We start from the raw sequence: 21,745 nt of genomic DNA, 5'->3' as shown, positions 1-21,745 counted from the left end.
GAGGAGACGTCGGATGACTATTGCAGAGAGTTTCGTCACGCACGCGGTCGAGAATCAGCCCGAGCCGCTGTCCAACTACAACGCTTTCCTGAGCGACATTGCGCTGCGCGAAGCCGTGCAGCGCGAGGGCGGGAGCTGGGCAGACGCGCATCTGAGCACATTCGGGGCAGTCGCAGGCGGCGAGCTGATGACGCTGGGTTATACGGCCAATGAACATCGGCCCCAACTCAAGGCTTTCGACCGCTACGGCCGGCGTATCGACGAGGTCGAGTTCCACCCGGCGTATCACCGCGTCATGAGTCTGGCGATGCAGCATGGTGTGCATGCTTACGCTTGGCGCAATGCCGACAGGACCGGCGCGCACGTTGCGCGTGCGGCGCTGTCGTATATGCACACGCAGGCAGAGGCCGGCAGCGGTTGTCCGCTCACCATGACCCATTCGGCGGTACCGGCCCTGCAGCATGAGCCTGAGCTGGCCGCGGTGTGGGTGCCGCGAATTACCAGCTACGATTACGATTCGCGCGTGCTGCCTGCGGCGCAGAAAACCGGCTGCACGATCGGAATGGGGATGACCGAGAAGCAGGGGGGCTCGGACGTTCGCAGCAATACCACGCGGGCGCATCGCCAGCTCGACGGCAGCTACGAGATCGTCGGGCACAAATGGTTTTTCTCCGCGCCAATGTGTGATGCCTGGCTGGTGCTGGCGCAGACAGAAGGCGGGATCACCTGTTTCCTGATGCCGAAGCTGCGTCCGGACGGGTCGCGTAATGCGATTCGCATTCAGCGCCTGAAGGACAAGCTGGGGGACTGGAGCAATGCGTCGTCTGAAGTCGAATTCTTCGGCGCTTGGGCGCAGCGTGTCGGCGCTGAGGGGCGTGGAATCGCCACGATCCTGGAAATGGTTTCGCTGACGCGACTGGACTGCATGATCGGCTCCAGCGGACTGATGCGTCAGGCGGTGGTGCAGGCGCTGCATCACGCGGGCAGGCGCAAGGCGTTTGGCAAGCTGCTGATCGAGCAGCCGCTGATGCGCAATGTGCTGGCCGATCTGGCCCTGGAGTCAGAGGCGTCGATGGCGTTGACGATGCGTGTTGCGCGGGCGGTCGATGCATCGTCACGCGACGCGTCGGAGGCGGCATTCGCGCGCATCGCCACCGCGATCGGCAAGTACTGGGTGTGCAAGCGTTGTCCGCCGCTGGTGAACGAGGCACAGGAGTGCCTGGGCGGCATCGGGTATGTCGAAGAGACCAGCCTGCCGCGGCTGTACCGACAGGCGCCGCTGAACTCGATCTGGGAAGGCAGCGGCAATATCCAATGTCTGGATGTCTTGCGTGCACTGTCCCGCGAACCGGAGACACGCGAAGCGTTTTTTGCCGAGCTGTTCGCGGTGCGCGGCGAGCACGCCGATCTGGATCGCGAAATCGGCTGGCTGTCGCAGGCATTTGATGATCGCGAGACCCTCGAGCTGCGTTCGCGCAATGTTGTCGAGCGAATGGCGCTGGCGTTGCAGGCGTCCGTGTTGCTGCGTGGCGGGAATGCTGAAATCGCCGGAGTCTGGTGCAGCTCCCGCCTCGGCGGTGAGCATGGCGTCAACTACGGAACCTTGTCGTCGACTGCCCCAATGGGCGCCTTGATTCGGCGCGCAACTGTCGAAATCTGAACGGTGCAGGATGTGCCGGACAAAAAGGTCCGGTCGCCGCCCAGCGCTCGGGAATCCGAACGCGTCACGCCATTTGGCTGAAAGGTTGGTCGGTGCGTTAGAGTGAATGCCGGTTCCCGACGGGGGAGGCGAAGCCACAGTGTGGCTTCGGCGGCGATGAACGCCCGAAGCTGTGCGAAGGGCCGGGAATCCGAGCGTCTCACGCAACGTGTCTGAAAATTTGGTCGGGGCGAGAGGATTTGAACCTCCGACCACTTCCACCCCAAGGAAGTGCGCTACCAGGCTGCGCTACGCCCCGAACATTGAAACTTACTACGAAAGGGCGCGCAGTGTAGCCGAGCTCCGCCGGCAATTAAAGCCGACCGATAAAACAGACGGTTTCAGTCCGGCAGCAGCCGCAGTAACGATTCCAGCTCGTCACGCAGCGCCTTGATCTCGTGCTGGCGCTCGGCCGCCTGTGCTTGTGCGCTGGCGATTTGCGGCGCGTCATTGGCCGCTCCGGAACGCGCCATATCGCGCAGGCGTTGACGCGCGCCGCCGATCGTGAAGCCCTGCTCGTACAACAGGCTCCGGATGCGGCGGACCATCAACACATCATCCTGCTGGTAGTACCGACGGTTGCCGCGACGCTTGACCGGCTTGAGCTGCGGGAATTCTTGCTCCCAGTAGCGCAGCACATGCGGCTTGACGTCACACAGCTCACTGACTTCGCCGATGGCGAAGTAGCGCTTGCGCGGAATTTCCGGCAGCGGAGCCAGAGCCTTATCGGCGGGCGACATCGGTTTCTACCCTCAGACGAAGTTTCTGGCCGGGACGGAACGTGACCACGCGACGTGCCGAAATCGGAATCTCTTCGCCGGTTTTTGGATTACGTCCGGGGCGTTGATTTTTCGAGCGCAACTCGAAATTTCCGAATCCGGACAGCTTGACCTCTTCGCCAGTTTCCAAGCGCCTGCGAATCTCCTCGAAGAAGAGATCGACAAACTCCTTGGCCTCGCGCTTGTTCAGACCCAACTCATCGAACAGCGCTTCGGCCAGCTCGGCCTTGGTCAATGCCACTCAACGTCCCCAGGAGCGATTATTGTCTGATGACAGCGCGCAACTGCTGAGTCAAAGACTCAACGACATCTGCCGTTGCTGCATCAATGTCCTCGACTGTAAGCGTGCGCGAATAGTCATTGAAAATCAAGCCCAAAGCTACGCTTTTGCAGGCATTTCCTACAGCTTCGCCGCGGTAAATGTCGAATACGAACGCGCGCCGGAGCAGGGCTCCGCCGGCAGCGCGGACACAGTCCAGCAGCTGATCTGCCGTAATGGCTTCGTCGACCACGACCGCAAGGTCGCGGCGCGATGACGGAAATTCGGAGAGTGCCTGTGCGACCGGCACACGGGTTGTGGCGACCGCTGCCCAGTCGATTTCAAACAGGACCGGAACCTGCGGTACGTCCAGCTGCTGGACGACACGAGGGTGCAGTTCGCCGAGCCAGCCGACGACCTGCTCGCCACGCAGGATGCGCGCGCAGCGTCCCGGATGCAGTGCAGGGTTGGAAGCGGCCTCGAAGCGGAATTCGGCGTCATCCGGCGCAAAGAGGGCGGTCAGCTCTGCCTTGACGTCGTAGAAGTCGACAGGGCGTTCCGGTGCACCCCACTGTTCGGGTACGGCGGTGCCGACGGCGAGGCCGCTGATGCGGCTGGTTTCGTGGACAGTGCCATTCTGGTCAGCGAAGCACACGCCGGTTTCAAACAGGCGCATGCGGCCGATCTGTCGCTGGCGATTGTGCAGCCAAGACTGGATAAGGCCGGGCCACAGGGTTGTGCGCATTGCCGACAAGTTTTCGGCAATCGGGTTGTCCAGTTTGACCGACGCGGTGTCGGGGGCGAGCAGGGTCTGCATCGACGGATCAACGAATGCCAGTGAGATCGTCTCCTGCCAGCCACGAGCGCACAGCGTCGCGCGGGCATTGTCCAGTGTGCGTCGTGCTTCGGGCGGGCGTGATGGCGCCAAGGCCGCTGCATAAGGACGTGCAGGAATGTCGTCATAGCCGTACAGGCGAGCCACTTCCTCGATCAGATCGACTTCGATGCGCAGGTCGTAGCGATAGCTGGGGATGCGTGCCAGCCAGACGCCGCCGACTTCGTTGCGGGTAACGATGTTCAGGCGTGCAAGCAGTGCTTCGACGGTCTTGGCGGGAATCTCGTGTCCCAGCAGCTCGTTCAGGCGTGAATGGCGCAGGCGAATGCTGATCGGGTCGGGTTGCGTGCGGCCGGCTTGAGCGATCGGATGGACTTCGCCGCCGCAGATGTCGGCGATCAACTGCGATGCGCGGTCGATCGCCGTGCGATGGAGAGCTGGGTCGACGCCGCGCTCGTAGCGGTAAGCTGCATCTGAGGTCAGTTTGTGACGTCGAGCGGTACCAGTGATCGCGGTTGGTGCGAAGCAGGCGGACTCGAGGAAGATTGTTGTCGTGACTTCGGTTACGCCGGAATCCATGCCGCCCATGACGCCCGCCAGCGCGATCGGTCCGCTGTCGTCGGTAATGAGCAGTTCGCCGTGATTCAGGGTCAGCGCCTCGCCGGTCAACACGGTGATCTGCTCGCCGGCGCGCGCACGGCGGACGCTGATGCTGCCGCGCAGTTTGTCACGGTCGAAAGCATGCAGCGGCTGACCCAGTTCCAGCATCACGTAGTTGGTGGTGTCGACCACCGGGTTGATGCAGCGCAGGCCGGAGCGGCGCAAGCGCTCGCGCATCCAGTCCGGCGTACGCGCTGTTGTTTTGATCTTCGAGATGATGCGACCCGAGTAGGTTGGGCAGGTTTCGACATCTTCGACCTCAACACGCAGGCGTTGGTCGCCGACGACCACCGCAGCCGGCAGATTCGGGCGCTTGAGGTTGACGTCGAACAATGCGGCGACGTCCCGTGCCAGGCCCAGGACCGACAGGCAATCGCCGCGATTGGGCGTGATTTCCAGGTTCAGTACGTTGTCCTGGAGGTTCAGGTAGTCAGTGATCGGCTGACCTGGCTTGGCATTGAGGTCCAGTTCGAGCAGTCCGTCGGATTTGTCTGACAGCGACAGTTCCTTGGCCGAGCACAGCATCCCGGCGCTGTCGACTCCGCGCAGCTTGGCTTGGGTGATCTCCAATCCGCCTGGCAGGCGCGCGCCGACGCGCGCGCAAGGCACCTTGATGCCGGGGCGGGCGTTGGGCGCGCCGCAGACGATCTGCAGGGTTTCACCGGTTCCGACGTCAACGCCGCAAACCTGCAGCCGGTCCGCTTGGGGATGCTTTTCGGTGCTGACGATGCAGCCGACGACCACGCCTTCGGGCAGCGTGTCGATCGCGGGTTCGATTTCCAGTTCCAGACCGCCCATGATCAGGCGGTCGGCAATTTCATGGATCGTTGCGTTCGGGCTGGCCCACTCGCGCAACCAGTTTTCGCTGAGTTTCATGTTGTGAGATTCCTGTGTTCTTCGGTTTTATGTGCGCAGCGAACGGTTCACTTGAACTGTTCGAGGAAGCGCAGGTCGTTGTTGAAGAACAATCTGAGATCGTCGACGCCGTAGCGCAGCATCGCGAGACGTTCGACGCCCATGCCAAAGGCGTAGCCGGTGTAGCGTTCCGGGTCGATGCCGACCGCTTCGAACACCTTCGGATGCACCATGCCGCAGCCGCCAACCTCCAGCCAGCGGCCTTTCTCGTCCTTGATATCCATCTCGGCCGACGGTTCGGTGAAGGGGAAGAATGACGGCCGCAAACGCACCTCGACTTCGCGCTCGAAGAAGCGTGAATGAAACATCTGCAGGTCGTACTTCATGTCGGCGAATGTGACTTTTTCAGCCACGTAGAGGCCTTCGACCTGATGGAACATCGGGCTGTGGGTGCGATCCGAGTCGCAGCGGTAGACGCGTCCCGGGCAGATGATTCGGATCGGTGGCTGGCGCTGCTGCATCGTGCGGATCTGCACCGGGGAGGTGTGCGTGCGCAGAACGCGCGCGGCATCCATCACGTAGAACGTGTCCTGCATAGCGCGTGCGGGATGCAGCTCAGGAATGTTCAGCGCTGTGAAATTGTGGAAGTCGTCCTCGATTTCCGGACCCTCGACGGTTTCGAAGCCGAGCTCGCCAAACAGATGGCGCATGCGATTGATTGTTCGCGTGATCGGATGCAGCCCTCCACTGCCGTCGCCCCGTCCGGGCAGGGTCACGTCGATACGCTCCGCAGCGAGTTTGGCCTGCAGGTCGGCATCGGCCAGTGTTTTGGCGCGCGCTTCGATCAGGTCGCTAACGGCCGACTTGACCTTGTTGATGCGTTCGCCAAAGGCCTTGCGCTCGTAGCCCTGCAGGGTGCCGAGCTGCTTCATCTGTTCGGTAATGCTGCCCTTCTTGCCGAGCAGGTCCACGCGTAGCTGTTCCAGTACGCGGCTATCGGTGGCAGCGCTGACGGCAGTCTGCGCGGACTGCAGCAGTTGTTCGAGTTGGTCGGTCATTGATCGAGTTTCGCAAAAAAGCAAAAGGGGAGCGGCTGCTCGCCGCTCCCCTCGAATGCAACATCAATACGACAGGGTGACGCTTAGGCGATGCCGAGCTGGGCCTTGGCCTGGGCCACCAGGGCGCTGAACGCTGCCTTGTCGTGAACCGCGAGATCCGCGAGAACCTTGCGATCGAGGGCAACGCCGGCCTTGGCGAGCCCGTTGATAAATCGGCTGTACGACAGGCCGAGTTCGTTGCTCGCGGCGCCGATGCGGATGATCCACAGCGCGCGGAATTCGCGCTTCTTGACCCGGCGATCGCGATAAGCGTACTGGCCGGACTTCATCACCTGCTGCTTGGCCACGCGGAACACGCGTGACTTGGCGCCGTAATAACCCTTGGCCTTCTTCAGAACCTTCTTGTGCTTGGCGTGCGCGGTGACGCCTCTCTTGACACGTGCCATCTATAGTCTCCTGATCTGATTAGGCGTAGGGCAGCATGTGCCGCACTTCGCGCACGTCGGAGCCGTTAACCTGGGCTTCGCCGCGCAGCTGGCGGATACGCTTGCCAGACATCTTGGTCAGGATGTGGCGCTTGTGAGAGTGTCCGCGCTTGAAGCCGCCTTTGCCAGTCTTGGCAAAGCGCTTCGCTGCGCCTTTTACCGTCTTCATCTTTGGCATTTCTATACTCCTAAGTTAGGTCCAGTGCCGGCTGCGCATCCTTGCCACGGAGCTGACCGGGCCCCTCATGCAGCAGAGGGGGCTTCCATTGCGGGGATGCGATTCTGGAATCGCTTCACCGCTTCCGCAGGGACAAAAAAGGTGTCCCTGCGGAGATGCGATCTGGCCTCAAATCGAAGCCAAGCCGCGAATTCTACTTGCGTTTCGGCGAAATCACCATCACCGACTGGCGGCCTTCCATCTTCGGCCACTGCTCGATCTGGACCGTCTCGCCCAGTTCGTTGCGCAGGCGCTCCATCACTTGCATGCCGAGTTCCTGGTGGGCCATTTCGCGGCCGCGGAAGCGGACGACGATCTTGACCTTGTCACCTTCCTCCAGGAAGCGGGTGATCGAGCGGAACTTGGTCTGGAAGTCCGCTTCCTCTGTGGAGGGGCGGAACTTGATCTCCTTGACCTGGATCTGCTTCTGCTTCTTCTTAGCGGCGTGGGCGGCTTTGTCCTTCTGGTAAAGGTACTTGCCGTAATCCATGACCTTGCAGACGGGCGGTTCGGCGTTGGGCGATACCTCGACCAAATCCATCCCTTCTTCTTCCGCGCGCGCCAAAGCATCGCGCGTCAGCATGATCCCCATCTGGGTGCCGTCGTCCAAGATGACACGTACGCGCGGCGCCGAGATCTGATGATTGCGCCGGTCTTCACGTTCTAAAGCGATGCGAAATCTCCTGAGTCAAACCCGATCTCCGGTCCAGAACCTGGTCCGGTTCACCCCATGCCGCGTGCAGCGCATATTGCCAACATGTCGCATAAGAGGGATGTCCCGCGCGACCGGGCAGTCGGGCAGGGCCGCGCATTGTACGGGGGGGGCGATGGCTTCACAAGAGTCTGGCTGACGTGAATCTCCGGGTTTGGGAGGGGTGCAGCGCAATGTTGGCTATTGGTAGCGGTTCGGTTGCGTCGGGATAAACCGTCTGCGTACACTTTCAACTCGACAGCGCGGTGTAAGCGCTTCATACAAAAAGCAAAGTAGGAAGTCCACAAGTCGGCTTCTAGTGTGAACGGAGGAGTGTCCGGTGCAGGGGCCTGTGCCGGTGAGCGCTCCTTCCTGTTCGATGCGGGCCGTTGCGGGTCAGTGCAGACAACGAAAGCAGGGGGAGCGGGGATGAAATCGGTCAGCGGTGTTGGACGTCTGGGGTATTGCGCTCGTTACTTAGCTGCAGCGACGTTGTTGGTTTCCGGAGCCGCAGCAGCGATGGAACTGACCATCGCCGATACCACGGTTCGGATCGAAAACCTGGTGTCGATCGGCGCGTCGATGCGCATGCAGGAGCGGGATTCCGGGCTCGTCGGCAAGTCCAATTTGAATCCGGGGCTTTGCGTCGCGCGCGTTACACCTGCCGGAGATTCGCCAGATCCAGGCGGGAACAATACGTTCTCCGGCGATACCTGCTCCGGAACGGTTGACGATGCGGAATATGGCAATCGCAACAACTACTTTGTTGCTCAGCCCGGCAGTTACCAGCCGAACGGCGATAACGGCAACCTCAATTTCGATCAGTACGACATCGTTCACGCGACGGCCAAGCTGACCACGGATCTGACGATTGATCTGTTCGGCTTCAACGTCTTTGCGCGCGGGCTGTATTTCTACGACGGGCGGTATTCCGATTTCGAGGAACGCCATCCGGACACGACGATGCAACCCTCACGCACCGACTACCCGAATTCGGCGGTGGGCACCAACGGTAACGGGTTCGAGATGCTGGACTATTTCGTCAGTCGGACCTTCGAGGTTGGCGACCGTCTGGCGAGCTTCAAACTCGGCAATCACGTGCTCAACTGGGGCGAGAGCGGCTTCCTGGCGCTGAACAGCCTCAATACCGTGAATCCCTTGAATCAGGCGTTATTGCGCCTGCCCGGATTCGATATCAAGGAGCTGTTCCAGCCGGTCGGCATGGTTTCGCTGAACGCCGAAATCATGGATGGACTCAATGCCGAAGTGTTCTATCAGTACGACTGGCAGCCGTTCGTGGTCGACCCGGCGGGCAGCTACTTCTCGTCTGCGGATCTGCTCGGGGCTGGAGCAAGTTACGCGATGCTGTCGTTCGGAAAGGCGCCGGAAGATCCGCTGGAGTTGTATCAGCCGTGGCGTAATCCGGATGATCCAGCCTCATTGCTGGGCTCGGTGTCCGATCGAACGATGACCCGTGCCTTCGATGAGGAGCATAAGCGCCGACCGGATGATGGCGGTCAGTACGGCGCATCGCTGAAGATGTATTTCGACCAGATCAACAACGGCACCGAGATCGGTCTGTACTTTGCCAATTACCATTCGCGGATTCCGTCGATCTCGATCATCGCTGCGGAGGCGACGTGCATTCCGGACGGCAGCATCGTCAGCCAGGTTCCGGTATTCGGCAATGCGCTGGATGGGTTGCTCTCTGCGCTGCCAACCGGAACGGCGTTGAATGTCGTGAGCCTGCTGACGCCGCAGGCCGCTGGAGGTTGCGGCCTGCCGGTCGGCAATTTGCTGGCGGCGGCGGGGGTGCCAGGCGCGAGTCTGTCACCAACGGGTTCTTTTGACGACCCTGCCTATAAGGACCCGCTGCCGGTCGGTACGATCCAGTACTTCGCTGAGTATCCGGAAGACATCCACGTCTATGGGTTGTCGTTCAACACGACGCTGGGTGACGTTGCGTGGTCCGGCGAATACGCGTTTCGTGACAACTTGCCGGTACAGATCCACATCACCGATCTGGTATTCGCAGGGTTGCAGCCGGCATTTCCGGCGCAGGACTTCAGTCTCGAGCCGCTGGCAACCTTGCCTGGCCGGCGCACTGCAGTGCCGGACTTCACTTCGGTGTATCGAGGCGTCGAATACGGCCCCGGAGACTATATTGCCGGCTATGAGCGCATGAAGGTCGGTCAGCTCGGGACAACTTTTCTGAAGACTTTCGGCGGCACCAATCCAATCGGCGCAACGCAGATTGTCGCCTTGCTGGAAATGGGCATGACCCAGGTGTTTGGCATGCCTTCGATCGACAAGCTTCAGTTTCAGGGCGCTGGCGTCAATACACATGTGTCCAGCGGAGCCGATGGCAGCGCGGGCATCAATCCGATCGATGTCCGTACCGACCCGAACGACCCAAGCACCAACCGATCGGATCCGAATCTTCGGCAGAACCCGACGGCACATCCGGATCTGGCTGGATTCGGCACGGCCATCTCCTATGGTTATCGATTCGTCACGCTGACGCGCTATGACGACGCGTTCTTCGGCGTCAACCTGGAACTGCTGAACGCGTTTTTCCACGACGTCGAGGGTGTGGCGCCGGGCCTGGGGCAGAACTTTGTTGAGGGACGCAAGCAGATTTTGTCGGGCATTCGCTGGGACTACCTGTCAAAATACAACGGCGAGATCCGGTATACCTGGTACACCGGTAATCACCGGCGCGACTCATTGCATGATCGCGATTATCTGCTGCTCTACCTAGGTTATCAGTTCTGATGCACAAGCCTGTTGTTCGGGGACTCCGCGGAATGCGTTACCCCCGTTGGGCCGCGGTCGCGGTCTTGGCCATCATATCGTCGGCCGCCGTAGCGAAAGTGCCTGAGGATCAGGCGGCGCGACTGGGGGTGGAATTGACTCCGGTCGGGGCTGAAGCCGGGCCCAGTGCAGATGGCGTGATTCCAGCCTGGAATGGAGGCGTGACGCGGCCACCGGCGTGCTTCACCGGGACCGGAGGGCGGTACTGCGATCCGTATCCGGACGATCTCCCTCTGTTCGTCATCACCGCGAAGAATGCTGAGCAATACCGTGAGCATCTGAGTGCCGGGCAGTTGGCGCTGCTTCAGCGCAATCCAGACACCTACCGGATGCCGGTCTATTCGACGCGGCGCAGTTTTGCCAATCCTCCGGCGGAGTATGCGGCGAGCCGGACCAATGCGCTGAACGCGGAGTTGCTGGCCAATGGCGAAGCGATAGCCGGTGCGTCACTGGGGGTGCCGTTTCCGATCCCATCAAACGGCCACGAGGTGATCTGGAATCACAAGACTCGATTCCGCGATGTCTCGGTTCAGCGCTGGCGCAACCAGTTTGCTGTTGCGGCATCGGGAGACTACAACCGGACGCGCCTGCGTGAGGATGTGTTGTTCAACTATAGCCGTAGCGACATCGAGCCGGCCGATCGGGGCGATGTTCTGCTGTACTTGCTTCAGGTCGTGACCGACCCCGAACGTCTTGCGGGATCGGTGGTCCTGATCCATGAAACCATGAATCCTCTCGATCAGGAGCGGCGCGCGTGGCAGTACAGCCCGGGCCAGCGACGTCTGCGGCGTGCGCCGAATCTCGCCTACGACAATCCCTTGGTGGGGGCCGACGGATTGGGCACCACCGATCAGAACGACATGTTCAATGGCGCGATGGATCGCTATGAATGGAAATTGATCGGAAAACAGACTCTGTATGTGCCGGCCAACAGCTACCGCCTGCATGACGATCGCCGACGGTACCCCGACATCGTCCAGCGTAATCATCTGGCGCAGGATCTGACGCGCTACGAACTGCGTCGGGTCTGGGTGGTCGAAGCCACGCTGCGACCTAATACGATTCATCAGTACCGCAAGCGTCGCTTCTATGTCGATGAAGACGGTTGGCAGATCAGGGTAGTCGACGTCTTTGATGGGCGCGATCACCTTTGGCGCGTGCAGGAGGCACATACCGTGATCGCTTACGATGTGCCTTACGAGCTCCCGATTTGTGAAACAGTGTACGATCTCCAGAGCAATCGTTATCTTGTGCAAGCGCTCAACAACGAAGATCCGGAGACGGTCGCGATGCCATTCGATGTGGACCATTTCGCGCCCGGTAGTGTTTCAAGGTTGGCGAAAAACTGAGCAGAAAAGCAGTCGGGCCGACGCGGTGGCGGGCCAGCCTCGATCGGGTGGAGAGAAATCACTGTTGTTGTTTTCGCGCTGATCGCGCGAACGTTGAGGGGATCTTATGAGCATCTATCGGAGAACGTGGCTTGCTGTTGCCGGAGCTGCGGTGCTCGCTCTGAGCAGCTGGGCCAGTGCACAGGACGAAGCACAGGACACGCCACCTGATTCGAGCGAGCCTGTACAGGAAATCGTCAAGTCCCTGCCGTCTGAAGTCATGCCATTGACTTCCGGCAGTCTGCTGCTCGACATCGTCAACACCGGGGAGCATCTGGTTGCAGTGGGTGATCGCGGTGCCGTCATCGTTTCAAACGACGGACGAAATTGGGCGCAGGTCCAGGTTCCAACGCGTTCGCCGCTGACCTCGGTGACATTTGTTGACGCCGACAATGGCTGGGCAGTCGGGCATGATGCAGTGATCCTGCATACCACTGATGGCGGGCAGAGCTGGACTCTGCAGAATTTCGCTCCGGAACTGGAGAAGCCGTTCCTGGATGTCCTTTTCCTCGACGATCAGCGCGGCTTTGCTGTTGGTGCTTACTCGCTGTTCTATGAGACCACGGACGGCGGACAGAACTGGACCGAGGTTGAGTCTCCAATCCGTGAGGACGAGTGGCATTTCAATGCCATCACCGCGCTTGGTAACGGCACGCTGATGATTGTCGGCGAGTCCGGCACTTTGGCGCTTTCGACCGATCAGGGACAAACCTGGAGCAAGCTCGAGTCGCCCTATGACAGCTCGTTGTTCGGCGCAGTTCCGCTGGGCGAAAAGGGCGCATTGATTTATGGCCTGCGCGGCAACATGTTTGTGGCGGATGACGTCGCTGCCGGAAATTGGACCGAGGTGACGACCGAGTCAGTGGCCTCGATGTTCGGGTCTGCGCGTACCGATGACGGCAAGATTGTGCTGGTCGGACTCAATGGAAATGTGCTGGACATGGACGGAACTGCGCAGGACGTGCGCGTGGTCAAATCCAAGGCGGGAACGCCGCTTTCGTCGGCGATCGTGTTCGGAGGGGAACTGCTCGCTGTGGGTGAATCCGGCGTGCAGCACATCGGCTTGCAGTAAGCCGCGGCACTTTTTCTCGCATTCGATTTAGGGGGCACAGCTTATGGCTGGCAAAGCAATGTTTTCGCAGGAAAGGATCCTCGCAGTCGTCGAACCTGTGGTTTACGGCAAGCGCGTGCTGATGCTGGTGCTGCTCGGGCTGCTGACCATGGTTTTTGCATGGTTCGCGGCGGGCACGCATGTCGACGCCGGTTTCGATAAGTCGATTCCGCTGGATCATCCGTACATGCAAGTGCTCAAGCAGTACGAAGATGATTTTGGCGGTGCCAATACAGTGCTGGTGGCCTTGATCCAGAAGGACAAGTCCCATGACATGTACAACGAGCACTTCCTGAGCAAGCTCAAGCAGGTCACGGACGAGATTTTCTTCCTGCCGGGCATTGACCGTTCACGTGTGTCATCGCTGTTCACCCCGGATGTGCGCTACATCGAGGTGGTCGAAGGCGGCTTCGCTGGCGGCAACGTGATTCCCGCCGAATACCAGCCCACCGACTACTACTTCAACCTGGTCCGCGGCAATGTCGGCAAGGGCGGCCATGTCGGGCGCTACACGACCAAGGATCAGCGCGGCGCAATGGTGTTCGCCGAGCTGCTCGAAGTCGATCCGATCACGGGCAAGAAGCTCGACTACCGGGATGTGGCCAAGCAGCTGGAAGAAAAAATCCGGCAGAAGTATCAGGATGACCAGATTGATATTCACATTCTGGGATTCGCCAAGGTCATCGGTGACGTGACCGATGCGGCCAACGAAGTGGTGATGTATTTCTTCGTTGCACTGGCGATGACTTTTGTCCTGCTGGTGCTGTATCTCGGCAGCCTCAAGCTCGCGATCATGCCATTGGTATGTTCGTTCATCGCAGTGATCTGGGAATTCGGCCTGCTCACGGCATCAGGCTACGGACTTGATCCGTTTGCGATCCTGGTGCCATTCCTGATCCTGTCGGTGTCCGTGTCGCACGGCGTGCAGTACACCAGTTCGTGGGTGCACGAGCTGGCGGCCGGAAAGAACAGCTACGACGCCTCGCTTGAAACTTTCCGGCGACTGGCCATTCCAGGCACTACCGCGCTGATCACCGACTTGGCCGGCTTTCTGACGATCCTGCTGATTCCGATCGACATCATTCGGGAGATGGCGATCAATGCCTCGTTCGGCATGGCTGCGATCATCATCACCAACAAGATCCTGATGCCGATCTGGTTGACCTATACCAAGGTCAAGAACGTCGAGGAGTTCGTCAAGAAGCAGGAGCGGCGCGAAGCGGCGCTCAATCCGGTGTTCCGTGCAATGACGATCGTGACCAAGCCGATTCCTGCGGCGGTGATCATTGTGGCGACGGCGGTGGTGTACGGATGGGCGACCTGGAAGAGCGAAGGCATGCTGTACGGCGATTCACAGGCCGGTGTGCCGGAGCTGCGTCCGGATTCGCGCTACAACAAGGACACCGAGGCGGTGGTCAACAACTTTGCGATCGGGACCGATATTCTCAAGGTGATCGCCGAGACCGATCCGGAGTCGTGCATCAAGTACGACGTGATGGAGCAGATTGATCGCTTTACCTGGCACATGGAAAACGAACCGGGCATTCAGTCGACGTTGTCGCTGCCCGGCATCGCCAAGCAGGTCAACTCGGCATTTTCTGAGGCGGTGCCCAAGTTTCGCGTGCTGCCGCGCAATCAGTATGTGATGGTGCAGGCGATCACGCCGGTGCCGACCTCCTCCGGCTTGCTCAATCCGAACTGTTCGGCCATGGCGCTGTTCCTGTTCACCGAGGACCATAAGGCGGTGACGATTGACCACCTGACCGACAAGGTCAAGGAGTTCAATGCGACCAATGCCGAGACCTGGTTCTCAACCCACCCGGGTGTGGACGCCGCGTACTGCGCCGACAAGCTGGCAGCTCGGCGTGAATGGGGTGACGCGCGGGTCGCAATGAAGACGCGACAGACTTCTTTGAAGGCGCAGAACTTCACTGATCTTGAGGTGGATGCGGATCCTTCTGTGCTCGATATCCGCAAGCGGATCGACGAGGCCAAGGTCAAGCTCGACGGTTTCAGCAAGCCCTGTCCGGTCAATTTCGCCTTGGCGTCGGCCAATGTTGGCGTAATGGCGGCGTCCAACGAGGTTGTGCACGCCAAGGACAAGCCGATTGTCTACTACGTCTACGCGGTCATCATCATTTTCCTGTGGCTGTCGTTCCGCAACGCGGCCGGCGTGTTTTCGATTCTGCTGCCCTTGTATACGGTGTCCTCGCTGATTCTGGCGATGATGACGATCAAAGGCATCGGCATGAAGGTGGCCACCTTGCCGGTCGCGGCGCTCGCTGTGGGTATCGGCGTCGACTACGGGATTTACATCTACTCAACGATCGAGGAGTTCGTGAAGAAGGGCATGAGTCTGACGGATGCCTACTTCGAGACTTTGCGCATGACCGGAAAACCGGTGATGTTCACCGGGCTGGTGCTGTCGGGGTCGGTTGCGACGTGGCTGTGGTCCGGCCTGCAGTTCCAGGCGGATATGGGTCTGCTGCTGACCTTCGCGTTCTTCGCCAACATGATCGGTGCGGTGGTGATCTGCCCGGCGATTTGCCGTTACCTGATGAAACTCCCGCATGGCTGATGTGCCCTGCGATGAAAAAACCCCGCGGCAACGCGGGGTTTTTTCTGGCGCTCCCCCGCATCATCGGCATGGCGGGGGAATGGCCGACACGACACTGCAGGATGATTTATCCATAATGTGCCCGTGATGCAGGGGAACGCCTGCAGTGGGGTTCAAGGGGACGGTGCGCGTTACGCGCGAAGAATCAACGAGGAACACCGATGTCAATGATGGGAGTCCGAATTCTCGGATTCTGTACTGCAGCGCTCGCATCCGTTTGCGTCACTACGGCCGCTGTCGCCGCGTCGCCAACTGCGAACGATCTGGCTGACTTGCTGACGGCCAGTAATGACGCGTTGCAGTACAACCCCGAGTACGTCGCTGCCCGGGCCGAGTTCGTCGCAGCGCGTGAACTGGTGCCGCAGGCCAAGGGCAAGCTTCTGCCCCAGCTGGGATTGAAATCCCAATATGACTTCGTACACGAGTCGGTTTCCGGGGACTACTACGGCGTCGTCGATATTGATCGTGACGACGATTACCATCGCTGGACCTATGGTGCGCAACTGCAGCAGGCGTTGTATCACCCTGAATTGACGATCGGCCTTGATCAGGCTGACCTCAAGCTGCAGCAGGCAGGGTACAAGCTGCAGGCGGCGCAGGACGCGCTGCTGATTGGTGTCTCGGATGCCTATTTCGGTTTGCTCGCTGCGGATGATGCAGTGCGTTTTGCCGATGCCGAATTGCGGGCGGTGGGGGAGCAGCTGGATCAGGTACGGGTGCGTGCGAGCTCGGGGCTGGCCACCGACGCTGACGTCAAGGACGCCCTGGCCCAGTTCGAGCTGGCCAATGCCAGCCAGACTGACGCCCAGAATGCGCAGGCCAATGCGATTGCGCGCCTTGAGGCGCTGACCGGGCGCAGCTACGCGCACGTCAAACGTCTTCCGGCAACATTGAAGCTGGTGCCGCCGCAGCCTCTGGATGAAACCGTGTGGACCGCGCGCGCCGAGCAGGTCAGTGTTGCGGTGCTGTTGCAGAAAGTCACACTGCAGATCGCGGACCTCGACCATGAAAAGGCTCGCAAGATGGCTTGGCCGAAAGTTGATCTGGTCGGTGCCGCATTCGGGCTTGATTCCTCCGGCGGCATCTCAGGGGAGCGCGACGAGGATCAGGAACGGATCGGCGTCATGATGAATATGCCGCTGTATACCGGCGGGCAGATCAGTGCGACCAAACGCCAGACGCTTGCGATGCAGGAACGCGCGCAGGCGCTGTACGACAACGCTGTCGTTTCAGCGGTGCGCGATACGCGGATTGCCTATCGCAACAGCGCTTCGGGGCTGCAGCGAGTGGAAGCTCTGAAGCGTGCGGTTGACGCCACCATTGCGTCAGAGGATGCCATGCGTGCCGGGTTCGATGCTGGAACACGGACCACAGCCGATGTGCTGGCGGCAGTGGAGCGGCGCTATGCGGCCGAGCGTGACTACGCTGCCGCGCGCTACAAGTTTCTGGTCAACTCTCTGCGGTTGAAACAGGTGTCCGGCAATCTGCTGGTGGCCGACCTTGCGCAGATCAATCGCCTGCTGCAAGCCCCCTGAGCCGTAGCATCAATCAGTCATGTTCGGCAGCCGTTACCGACGCTTTGTCCCGATCAGCCAGACACCGTTGACGCACGGTGTCGAGCTCTTGGCGGAGGGTGAAACCGAGCCGGTGCGGCTGGACGCTGACGATCTGGCACTGGCGCAACTGTTTGACGGTCAGCGGAATGCCACCACGATCAGGCAGATTGCACGCGAGCAACTGGGACGTGTGCTGAGCGCGGAGGAACTTGAAGGCTTCGCTGCCGAGCTGTGCCGTTATCGTCTGCTCGCCGCCGGCACGCACGATCCGCTGCCCATTCCGGTGCACACGCTGGAGCAGGCCCACGCCTTGGGCTGGACCGGGCGCGAGCCGGCCTTTGCGGCAACCACCGTGCAGCCACCGTCGACGGTTCCGGGCTCGCTGGCGGCACCTGCACTGCTCGGCGGACTGACGGGGCTGCTCGGGAAACAGCGCGGTGTGGCGAATCGAATCGATATCCCACTGAATGCGTGGCCGCTGATCTTGATCGGCCGGGTTCTGATCTGGCCACTGGCATCACGCTGGGCGCTGGGTCTGTTCGTGCTGCTGCTGGTGGCGGGGGGATTCGGGCTGTATGGCAATCGGCATGAAGCAATTGGTCATGTCACTGATCTGCTGACGGGGTATCGACCGCTGCTTGGCGGCCTGCTCGGATTCATGCTGGTCAACCTGTTCGCCAGCGCAGCCCGGGCGGCAGCGATCGATCGCTACACGCCCGAGCGCGTGCAGTCCGGGGTGGTTTTCGGATTCCTGTGGATTCCTCGGCTGTTTGTCTACAGCGGCGGCGCAGCCGAGCACAGCGGGCGCATCGATCGCCTGCGCATCATTGGCGCCGGACTGGTCGGTATGGCCGCGCTGCTTGGTTTGTGCATGCTGGTCTGGTTTCTGGATGCGTCGGTACGACCGCTGGTTGCGACCGCTGCGCTCGCGGTGATGGCGGTCTGTTTGGGGGTTCTCCTCATTCAGCTCAATCCGCTGACCAAGCGAGATGGCTATTTCCTGCTGGCCCATTGGCTGAACGCACCTGACTTGCGTGAGCAGGCGTTGACCGGTGTGTTCGGTTTCGATCGGCCGTGGTTCAATCAGGCCAGGAAGTTGCCGAGACGCGTTCTGCGTACCTACGGTATTGCCATTGGGGCTTACTGGATTTTTGTCGTGAGCTGGGTGGTGGCGGGAATCGGCAGCTGGCTTGCTGATCACTTCCGCGGCAGCGGCTTTCTGCTTTTGATGATGGTGATGGGGGCATACATGTACAGGCAGTTCAACAAGGCAGCGGGGACGCGCAGCAATCTCGGCTGGAAGCGCAACTGGATGCCGTCTCGGCGCAGCCTGCTGATTGCCGGTGGCATCCTGCTGCTATGCCTGATTCCATATCGCTATGAGCCCAGCGGCGAGTTTGTGGTGCTGCCGCAGGCGCGAGCCGATGTTCGGGCGCTGGTTCCGGGCGACGTCCGCGAGGTCCTCGTGGAAGAGGGCAGCACGGTCAAGGCGGGCGACGTCATCGCGCGCCTCAGCGATGACGAGCAACGCGCGAAAGTGGCCGCCAGCAAAGCCCAGCTGGCGCAGCTGCGCGCCGACCTTGCCCTGGCGCGCAGCGGCGGCAAACCTGAGGAAGTCGAGGTTGCGCGGCAACGGGTGGAGACCGCCCGCAAGCGTGCCGAGGTTGCTCGTACCAACGCGGATCGCCTGTCGCAGGCTTACAGCCGTCGCGCGGTGACCGCGCAGGAATACGAGCATGCGCGCGGCGCCGCCGATGTCGCGGCGCAGGAATTGGTTGAAGCCGAACGTTCGCGGGATCTGGTGTCGAGCCCCGCAGCGTCGGAACGCATCCAGGCGATCGAGGCTCAGATCGAGGAGGCTGGGGCGACTCTGGCCTATAACGAACAGGAACTGAAGAACACGCGGGTCACGGCGCCGATCAGTGGACGTGTGGTGTCGCGGGCCTTGCTGTTCTCGGTCGGAAACTATCTGAACCGCGGTGAACTGCTGGCGGTGGTTGAAGACAGCGCCAAGCGTCAGGTCGAGATCAAGTTGCCTGAAGCCGGTATCGGTGAGGTGAAGCTGGACAGCCGCAGCTACGCCAAAGTCTGGGCGTTTCCGGGGACGACCTTTCGCGGCAGCGTCACCAGCATTTCGCCAGCGGCTGAAGACGGGAAGTACGGCAAGGTAGTGCGTGTCTATGCCGTTGTCGAGGATCCGGACGATGTCCTGAAGTCGGGGATGACCGGCAACGCCAAGGTTCAGGGTGAATGGCACCTGGCGATCGTGGTGTTCACGCGCGCACTGATGCGCTTCCTGTTCGTTGAGGTCTGGTCCTGGCTGCCCTGAGCATGACCGTAGGTGCCGAGCATCGCCTGAGCGAAGCTGACTTTCGTCTGATCTGCGAGAGCGGGTTCGGCGACGGCTGGAACCACTATGCTCACAGCATGGCGTGGTTCGAGGGGCGCATTTACGTGGGCACCACGCGCGCGACCATGGCCGCGAACAAGTGGAATGTGCCGCGACCGGCGTGGCACCCCTGGCCGGTCGACAGCGCCGAATACATCTACGATGTGCCGCGCCAGGCCGAGATCTGGGCCTATACGCCCGAGATCGATCAGTGGGAGCGCCTTTATCAGGCGCCGATGGTTGCGTCCAAGCGCAGCAGTCATCCGGTGCCGCGCTACATCGGGTTTCGGGGCATGACGGTATTCCAGGGTGCGTCGGATACAAAGCCATGCCTGTATGTGTCGACCTGGGCGCCGATGCTGGCGGAGCCGCCGGATGTGCTGCGTTGCGAGGATGGCATCACGTTCGAGCCGGTTCCGCGCCCCCCGTTTTCGCCCGCCGTGCGTTCGTTCCGTACCTTGCAGGTATTCAACGGACGCGTGCATACGACCCCGACCAGTTCGACCGCCGGCGCTCGCCGTGCTTCGGACAGCCTTGGTTCGGAAGCGACGATCTATGCCACGGATGATCTGCAGAGTGCGGACTGGAAAGCCGCGAGCGAGGAAGGCTTCGGTGACCCCAACAACCTGACCGTTTTCGAGATGCACGTCTTTGACGGTCATCTGTACGGGGCCACGGTCAACGGCAAGAACGGCTTTGAACTGTGGAAAACCCGCGGCGGCGAGTTGCCGTATCAATGGACGCGGGTACTGCAGCACGGCGCCTGGCGCGGGCCGTTCAACGAAGTCGGCGTCAGCCTGTGCGAGTTCAACGGTGCGTTGTATATAGGCACGGGCATTCTCAATGGCGGCTACCACCGCGCGTTCGATCTTGGGCCGGCGGCGGCGGAGTTGATTCGCGTCTGGCCGGATGATTCCTGGGAACTGCTGATGGGGGATCCGCGGCTGACGCCCGACGGCATTCGATATCCGCTTTCCGGGTATTCGTCCGGATTCGACCAGCTGTTCAATGGCTATGTCTGGCGTATGGGCGTGCATCAGGGCTATCTCTATGCCGGAACCTTCTGCTGGGCCAATTCCCTGCCGTATCTGCCGATGCAGGTGTGGCCGGAAGACGTGCTGGCACTGATAGATCGCTGGGGCGTCGACAAGCTGGTGCGTTACCACGGCGGCTGCGAGTTGTGGCGCAGCCCGGACGGCATCCGCTGGGAGCCGGTGACGCGTTCCGGCTTCGGCAACGTCTACAACTGGGGTGTGCGCAATATCCAGTCGACGCCGCACGGCCTGTTTGTGGCCACGGCGAATCCGTTTGGGCCGACGATCGCGCAGCGTCAGGCCAACGGCGAGTGGGAATATGTGCCGAACCCGCGCGGTGGCTGCGAAGTCTGGCTGGCCAAGGACACCAACCCGAGTTCGCATGAGACCCGTTGATCCCATCTTCATTCTGGCGGCGCCATTTTCCGGCGCGTCTTTTGCCGCCGCGATCCTGGGACAGCATCCGTCACTCTTCGCAGTGCCGCAGCTGGACCTGTTCATGGCCGATTACGTTGGCGAGCTGCTGGAGATTGTCGATATCGGGCAGGGCGCACACGGCGATGGATTGATGCGGGCTCTGGCGGTTCTAGAATTCGGCGGTCAGGACGATGACCACATCGAACGGGCGCGCCGGTGGCTGCAATCGCGTGCCGATGTTTCGACGGCAGAAATTCTGCATACGCTGGCGACGATGGCTGCACCGCGTCGGTTGGTGGTGCCGGATGTCGAGACGCCGCTGCGAACCTCTGATCTGCTGCGCCTGCGGACTGCCGCGCCAAGAGCAGAAATTCTGCAGCTGCTGCGACATCCGTATGCACAGGGATTGGTGCAGGCGGCGTGGCTGCGTGAGCGACTGTTTGTTCCGGCTGATTTCAAGGATCACTCCAGACAGCCGCCGGTGATTGATCCCCAGCTCGGCTGGTTCCGGGTTCACCACAACATTGAGCGTTTGCTCGCGCACGAGGCTCAGATTCGGATTGTGCGTCAGCGCATTGAAGACATTGATGTGGCTTCAGTGGCGTCGCTGCATGCACTGTGCACTGCGCTTGGCCTTCCGGCGGAAGACGTGGCGCTGGCCGCGATGGCGCAGCCCGACGACTGGTCGTTTGCCGGGTTTGGCCCGCCGTCGGCGCCTTATGGTCTCGAGGCGGATGTGCTCGAATCGATCACGCTGCCGCGGCGTTGGGATCAGACGCCAAGGCTCGAGGGAGTGTTGCCGTGGCGCGACGACGGCTGCGCATTTTCTCCGGATCTGGTCGAGCTTGCGCGCGATCTCGGTTATGCCTGAAACCCTGAGG

Annotated in this window: 16 protein-coding genes and 1 tRNA gene; 9 read left to right on the top strand and 8 right to left on the bottom strand. The window is 61.0% G+C overall.

Annotated elements, in window-relative coordinates; genetic code table 11:
- Positions 1-13: 13 nt before the first annotated feature.
- Positions 14-1,660: an isovaleryl-CoA dehydrogenase gene (locus tag E4T66_RS19475; protein ID WP_136851435.1), complete on the top strand. Its 1,647-nt coding sequence runs from the start codon at positions 14-16 to the stop codon at positions 1,658-1,660.
- A 221-nt stretch (positions 1,661-1,881) separates the two neighbouring features.
- Here E4T66_RS19475 and E4T66_RS19470 read toward each other — a convergent pair.
- From E4T66_RS19470 to infC, 8 genes are all read right to left on the bottom strand, one after another.
- A tRNA-Pro gene (locus E4T66_RS19470) sits at positions 1,882-1,958 on the bottom strand.
- A gap of 82 nt (positions 1,959-2,040) precedes the next feature.
- Complete coding sequence (locus tag E4T66_RS19465) at positions 2,041-2,439, bottom strand: MerR family transcriptional regulator (RefSeq protein WP_136851433.1); 399 nt, start codon at positions 2,437-2,439, stop codon at positions 2,041-2,043.
- The gene (locus E4T66_RS19460; protein WP_136851431.1) at positions 2,423-2,719 is read right to left on the bottom strand and encodes an integration host factor subunit alpha; all 297 of its coding nucleotides are present in this window, start codon (positions 2,717-2,719) and stop codon (positions 2,423-2,425) included. The genes E4T66_RS19465 and E4T66_RS19460 overlap by 17 nt, the downstream gene beginning before the upstream one ends.
- Before the next feature lie 19 nt (positions 2,720-2,738).
- A complete protein-coding gene (gene pheT / locus E4T66_RS19455; protein WP_136851429.1) occupies positions 2,739-5,108 on the bottom strand; it encodes a phenylalanine--tRNA ligase subunit beta in 2,370 nt (789 codons plus the stop codon).
- A 47-nt stretch (positions 5,109-5,155) separates the two neighbouring features.
- Positions 5,156-6,145 (bottom strand): phenylalanine--tRNA ligase subunit alpha, encoded by a 990-nt coding sequence (gene pheS, locus E4T66_RS19450; RefSeq protein WP_136851427.1) that lies wholly within the window; start codon positions 6,143-6,145, stop codon positions 5,156-5,158.
- An 83-nt stretch (positions 6,146-6,228) separates the two neighbouring features.
- Positions 6,229-6,591: a 50S ribosomal protein L20 gene (gene rplT / locus E4T66_RS19445; RefSeq protein WP_136851425.1), complete on the bottom strand. Its 363-nt coding sequence runs from the start codon at positions 6,589-6,591 to the stop codon at positions 6,229-6,231.
- Between the two features lie 19 nt (positions 6,592-6,610).
- Complete coding sequence (rpmI, locus tag E4T66_RS19440; RefSeq protein WP_136851423.1) at positions 6,611-6,808, bottom strand: 50S ribosomal protein L35; 198 nt, start codon at positions 6,806-6,808, stop codon at positions 6,611-6,613.
- A 193-nt stretch (positions 6,809-7,001) separates the two neighbouring features.
- Positions 7,002-7,520, bottom strand: a complete 519-nt coding sequence (gene infC / locus E4T66_RS19435) for a translation initiation factor IF-3 (RefSeq protein ID WP_136851421.1) — start codon at positions 7,518-7,520, stop codon at positions 7,002-7,004.
- Positions 7,521-7,967: 447 nt separating this feature from the next.
- Here infC and E4T66_RS19430 point away from each other — a divergent pair, with 447 nt between their 5' ends.
- The 8 genes from E4T66_RS19430 (at position 7,968) to E4T66_RS19395 (ending at position 21,735) form a co-directional block, all read left to right on the top strand.
- Positions 7,968-10,313 (top strand): DUF1302 domain-containing protein, encoded by a 2,346-nt coding sequence (locus E4T66_RS19430; protein WP_136851419.1) that lies wholly within the window; start codon positions 7,968-7,970, stop codon positions 10,311-10,313.
- Between the two features lie 32 nt (positions 10,314-10,345).
- On the top strand, positions 10,346-11,701 hold the full coding sequence (locus E4T66_RS19425) for a DUF1329 domain-containing protein (protein WP_169577731.1): 1,356 nt from the start codon (positions 10,346-10,348) through the stop codon (positions 11,699-11,701).
- 106 nt (positions 11,702-11,807) lie between these two features.
- Positions 11,808-12,812, top strand: a complete 1,005-nt coding sequence (locus tag E4T66_RS19420; protein ID WP_136851415.1) for a YCF48-related protein — start codon at positions 11,808-11,810, stop codon at positions 12,810-12,812.
- Between the two features lie 43 nt (positions 12,813-12,855).
- On the top strand, positions 12,856-15,429 hold the full coding sequence (locus tag E4T66_RS19415) for an efflux RND transporter permease subunit (protein ID WP_136851413.1): 2,574 nt from the start codon (positions 12,856-12,858) through the stop codon (positions 15,427-15,429).
- Positions 15,430-15,629: 200 nt separating this feature from the next.
- A complete protein-coding gene (locus tag E4T66_RS19410) occupies positions 15,630-17,003 on the top strand; it encodes a TolC family outer membrane protein (protein ID WP_136851411.1) in 1,374 nt (457 codons plus the stop codon).
- A gap of 19 nt (positions 17,004-17,022) precedes the next feature.
- Positions 17,023-19,353: an HlyD family secretion protein gene (locus tag E4T66_RS19405; protein ID WP_136851409.1), complete on the top strand. Its 2,331-nt coding sequence runs from the start codon at positions 17,023-17,025 to the stop codon at positions 19,351-19,353.
- A gap of 2 nt (positions 19,354-19,355) precedes the next feature.
- Positions 19,356-20,843: a hypothetical protein gene (locus E4T66_RS19400; RefSeq protein WP_136851407.1), complete on the top strand. Its 1,488-nt coding sequence runs from the start codon at positions 19,356-19,358 to the stop codon at positions 20,841-20,843.
- Positions 20,830-21,735 carry a sulfotransferase gene (locus E4T66_RS19395; protein WP_169577729.1) on the top strand — a complete coding sequence of 302 codons (906 nt, stop codon included), beginning with the start codon at positions 20,830-20,832 and terminating at the stop codon, positions 21,733-21,735. Before E4T66_RS19400 ends, E4T66_RS19395 begins: the two co-directional genes overlap by 14 nt.
- Positions 21,736-21,745: the final 10 nt, after the last annotated feature.

Origin of the sequence: Sinimarinibacterium arenosum (assembly GCF_005047655.1) — a bacterium.
Lineage (GTDB): Bacteria > Pseudomonadota > Gammaproteobacteria > Nevskiales > Nevskiaceae > Solimonas.
The sequence above is the reverse complement of the archived record's forward strand: the minus strand, read 5'-3'. Positions and strand labels throughout refer to the sequence as shown.

Excerpts from the sequence above, each read along its gene's own strand:
- E4T66_RS19465 (WP_136851433.1), bottom strand. The coding sequence starts at position 2,439 with ATGTCGCCCGCCGATAAGGCTCTGGCTCCGCTGCCGGAAATTCCGCGC.
- E4T66_RS19410 (WP_136851411.1), top strand. The coding sequence starts at position 15,630 with ATGTCAATGATGGGAGTCCGAATTCTCGGATTCTGTACTGCAGCGCTC.
- E4T66_RS19475 (WP_136851435.1), top strand. The coding sequence starts at position 14 with ATGACTATTGCAGAGAGTTTCGTCACGCACGCGGTCGAGAATCAGCCC.
- E4T66_RS19405 (WP_136851409.1), top strand. The coding sequence starts at position 17,023 with ATGTTCGGCAGCCGTTACCGACGCTTTGTCCCGATCAGCCAGACACCG.
- E4T66_RS19400 (WP_136851407.1), top strand. The coding sequence starts at position 19,356 with ATGACCGTAGGTGCCGAGCATCGCCTGAGCGAAGCTGACTTTCGTCTG.
- rpmI (WP_136851423.1), bottom strand. The coding sequence starts at position 6,808 with ATGCCAAAGATGAAGACGGTAAAAGGCGCAGCGAAGCGCTTTGCCAAG.
- E4T66_RS19395 (WP_169577729.1), top strand. The coding sequence starts at position 20,830 with ATGAGACCCGTTGATCCCATCTTCATTCTGGCGGCGCCATTTTCCGGC.
- E4T66_RS19430 (WP_136851419.1), top strand. The coding sequence starts at position 7,968 with ATGAAATCGGTCAGCGGTGTTGGACGTCTGGGGTATTGCGCTCGTTAC.
- pheS (WP_136851427.1), bottom strand. The coding sequence starts at position 6,145 with ATGACCGACCAACTCGAACAACTGCTGCAGTCCGCGCAGACTGCCGTC.
- pheT (WP_136851429.1), bottom strand. The coding sequence starts at position 5,108 with ATGAAACTCAGCGAAAACTGGTTGCGCGAGTGGGCCAGCCCGAACGCA.
- rplT (WP_136851425.1), bottom strand. The coding sequence starts at position 6,591 with ATGGCACGTGTCAAGAGAGGCGTCACCGCGCACGCCAAGCACAAGAAG.
- E4T66_RS19425 (WP_169577731.1), top strand. The coding sequence starts at position 10,346 with ATGCGTTACCCCCGTTGGGCCGCGGTCGCGGTCTTGGCCATCATATCG.
- E4T66_RS19415 (WP_136851413.1), top strand. The coding sequence starts at position 12,856 with ATGGCTGGCAAAGCAATGTTTTCGCAGGAAAGGATCCTCGCAGTCGTC.
- E4T66_RS19420 (WP_136851415.1), top strand. The coding sequence starts at position 11,808 with ATGAGCATCTATCGGAGAACGTGGCTTGCTGTTGCCGGAGCTGCGGTG.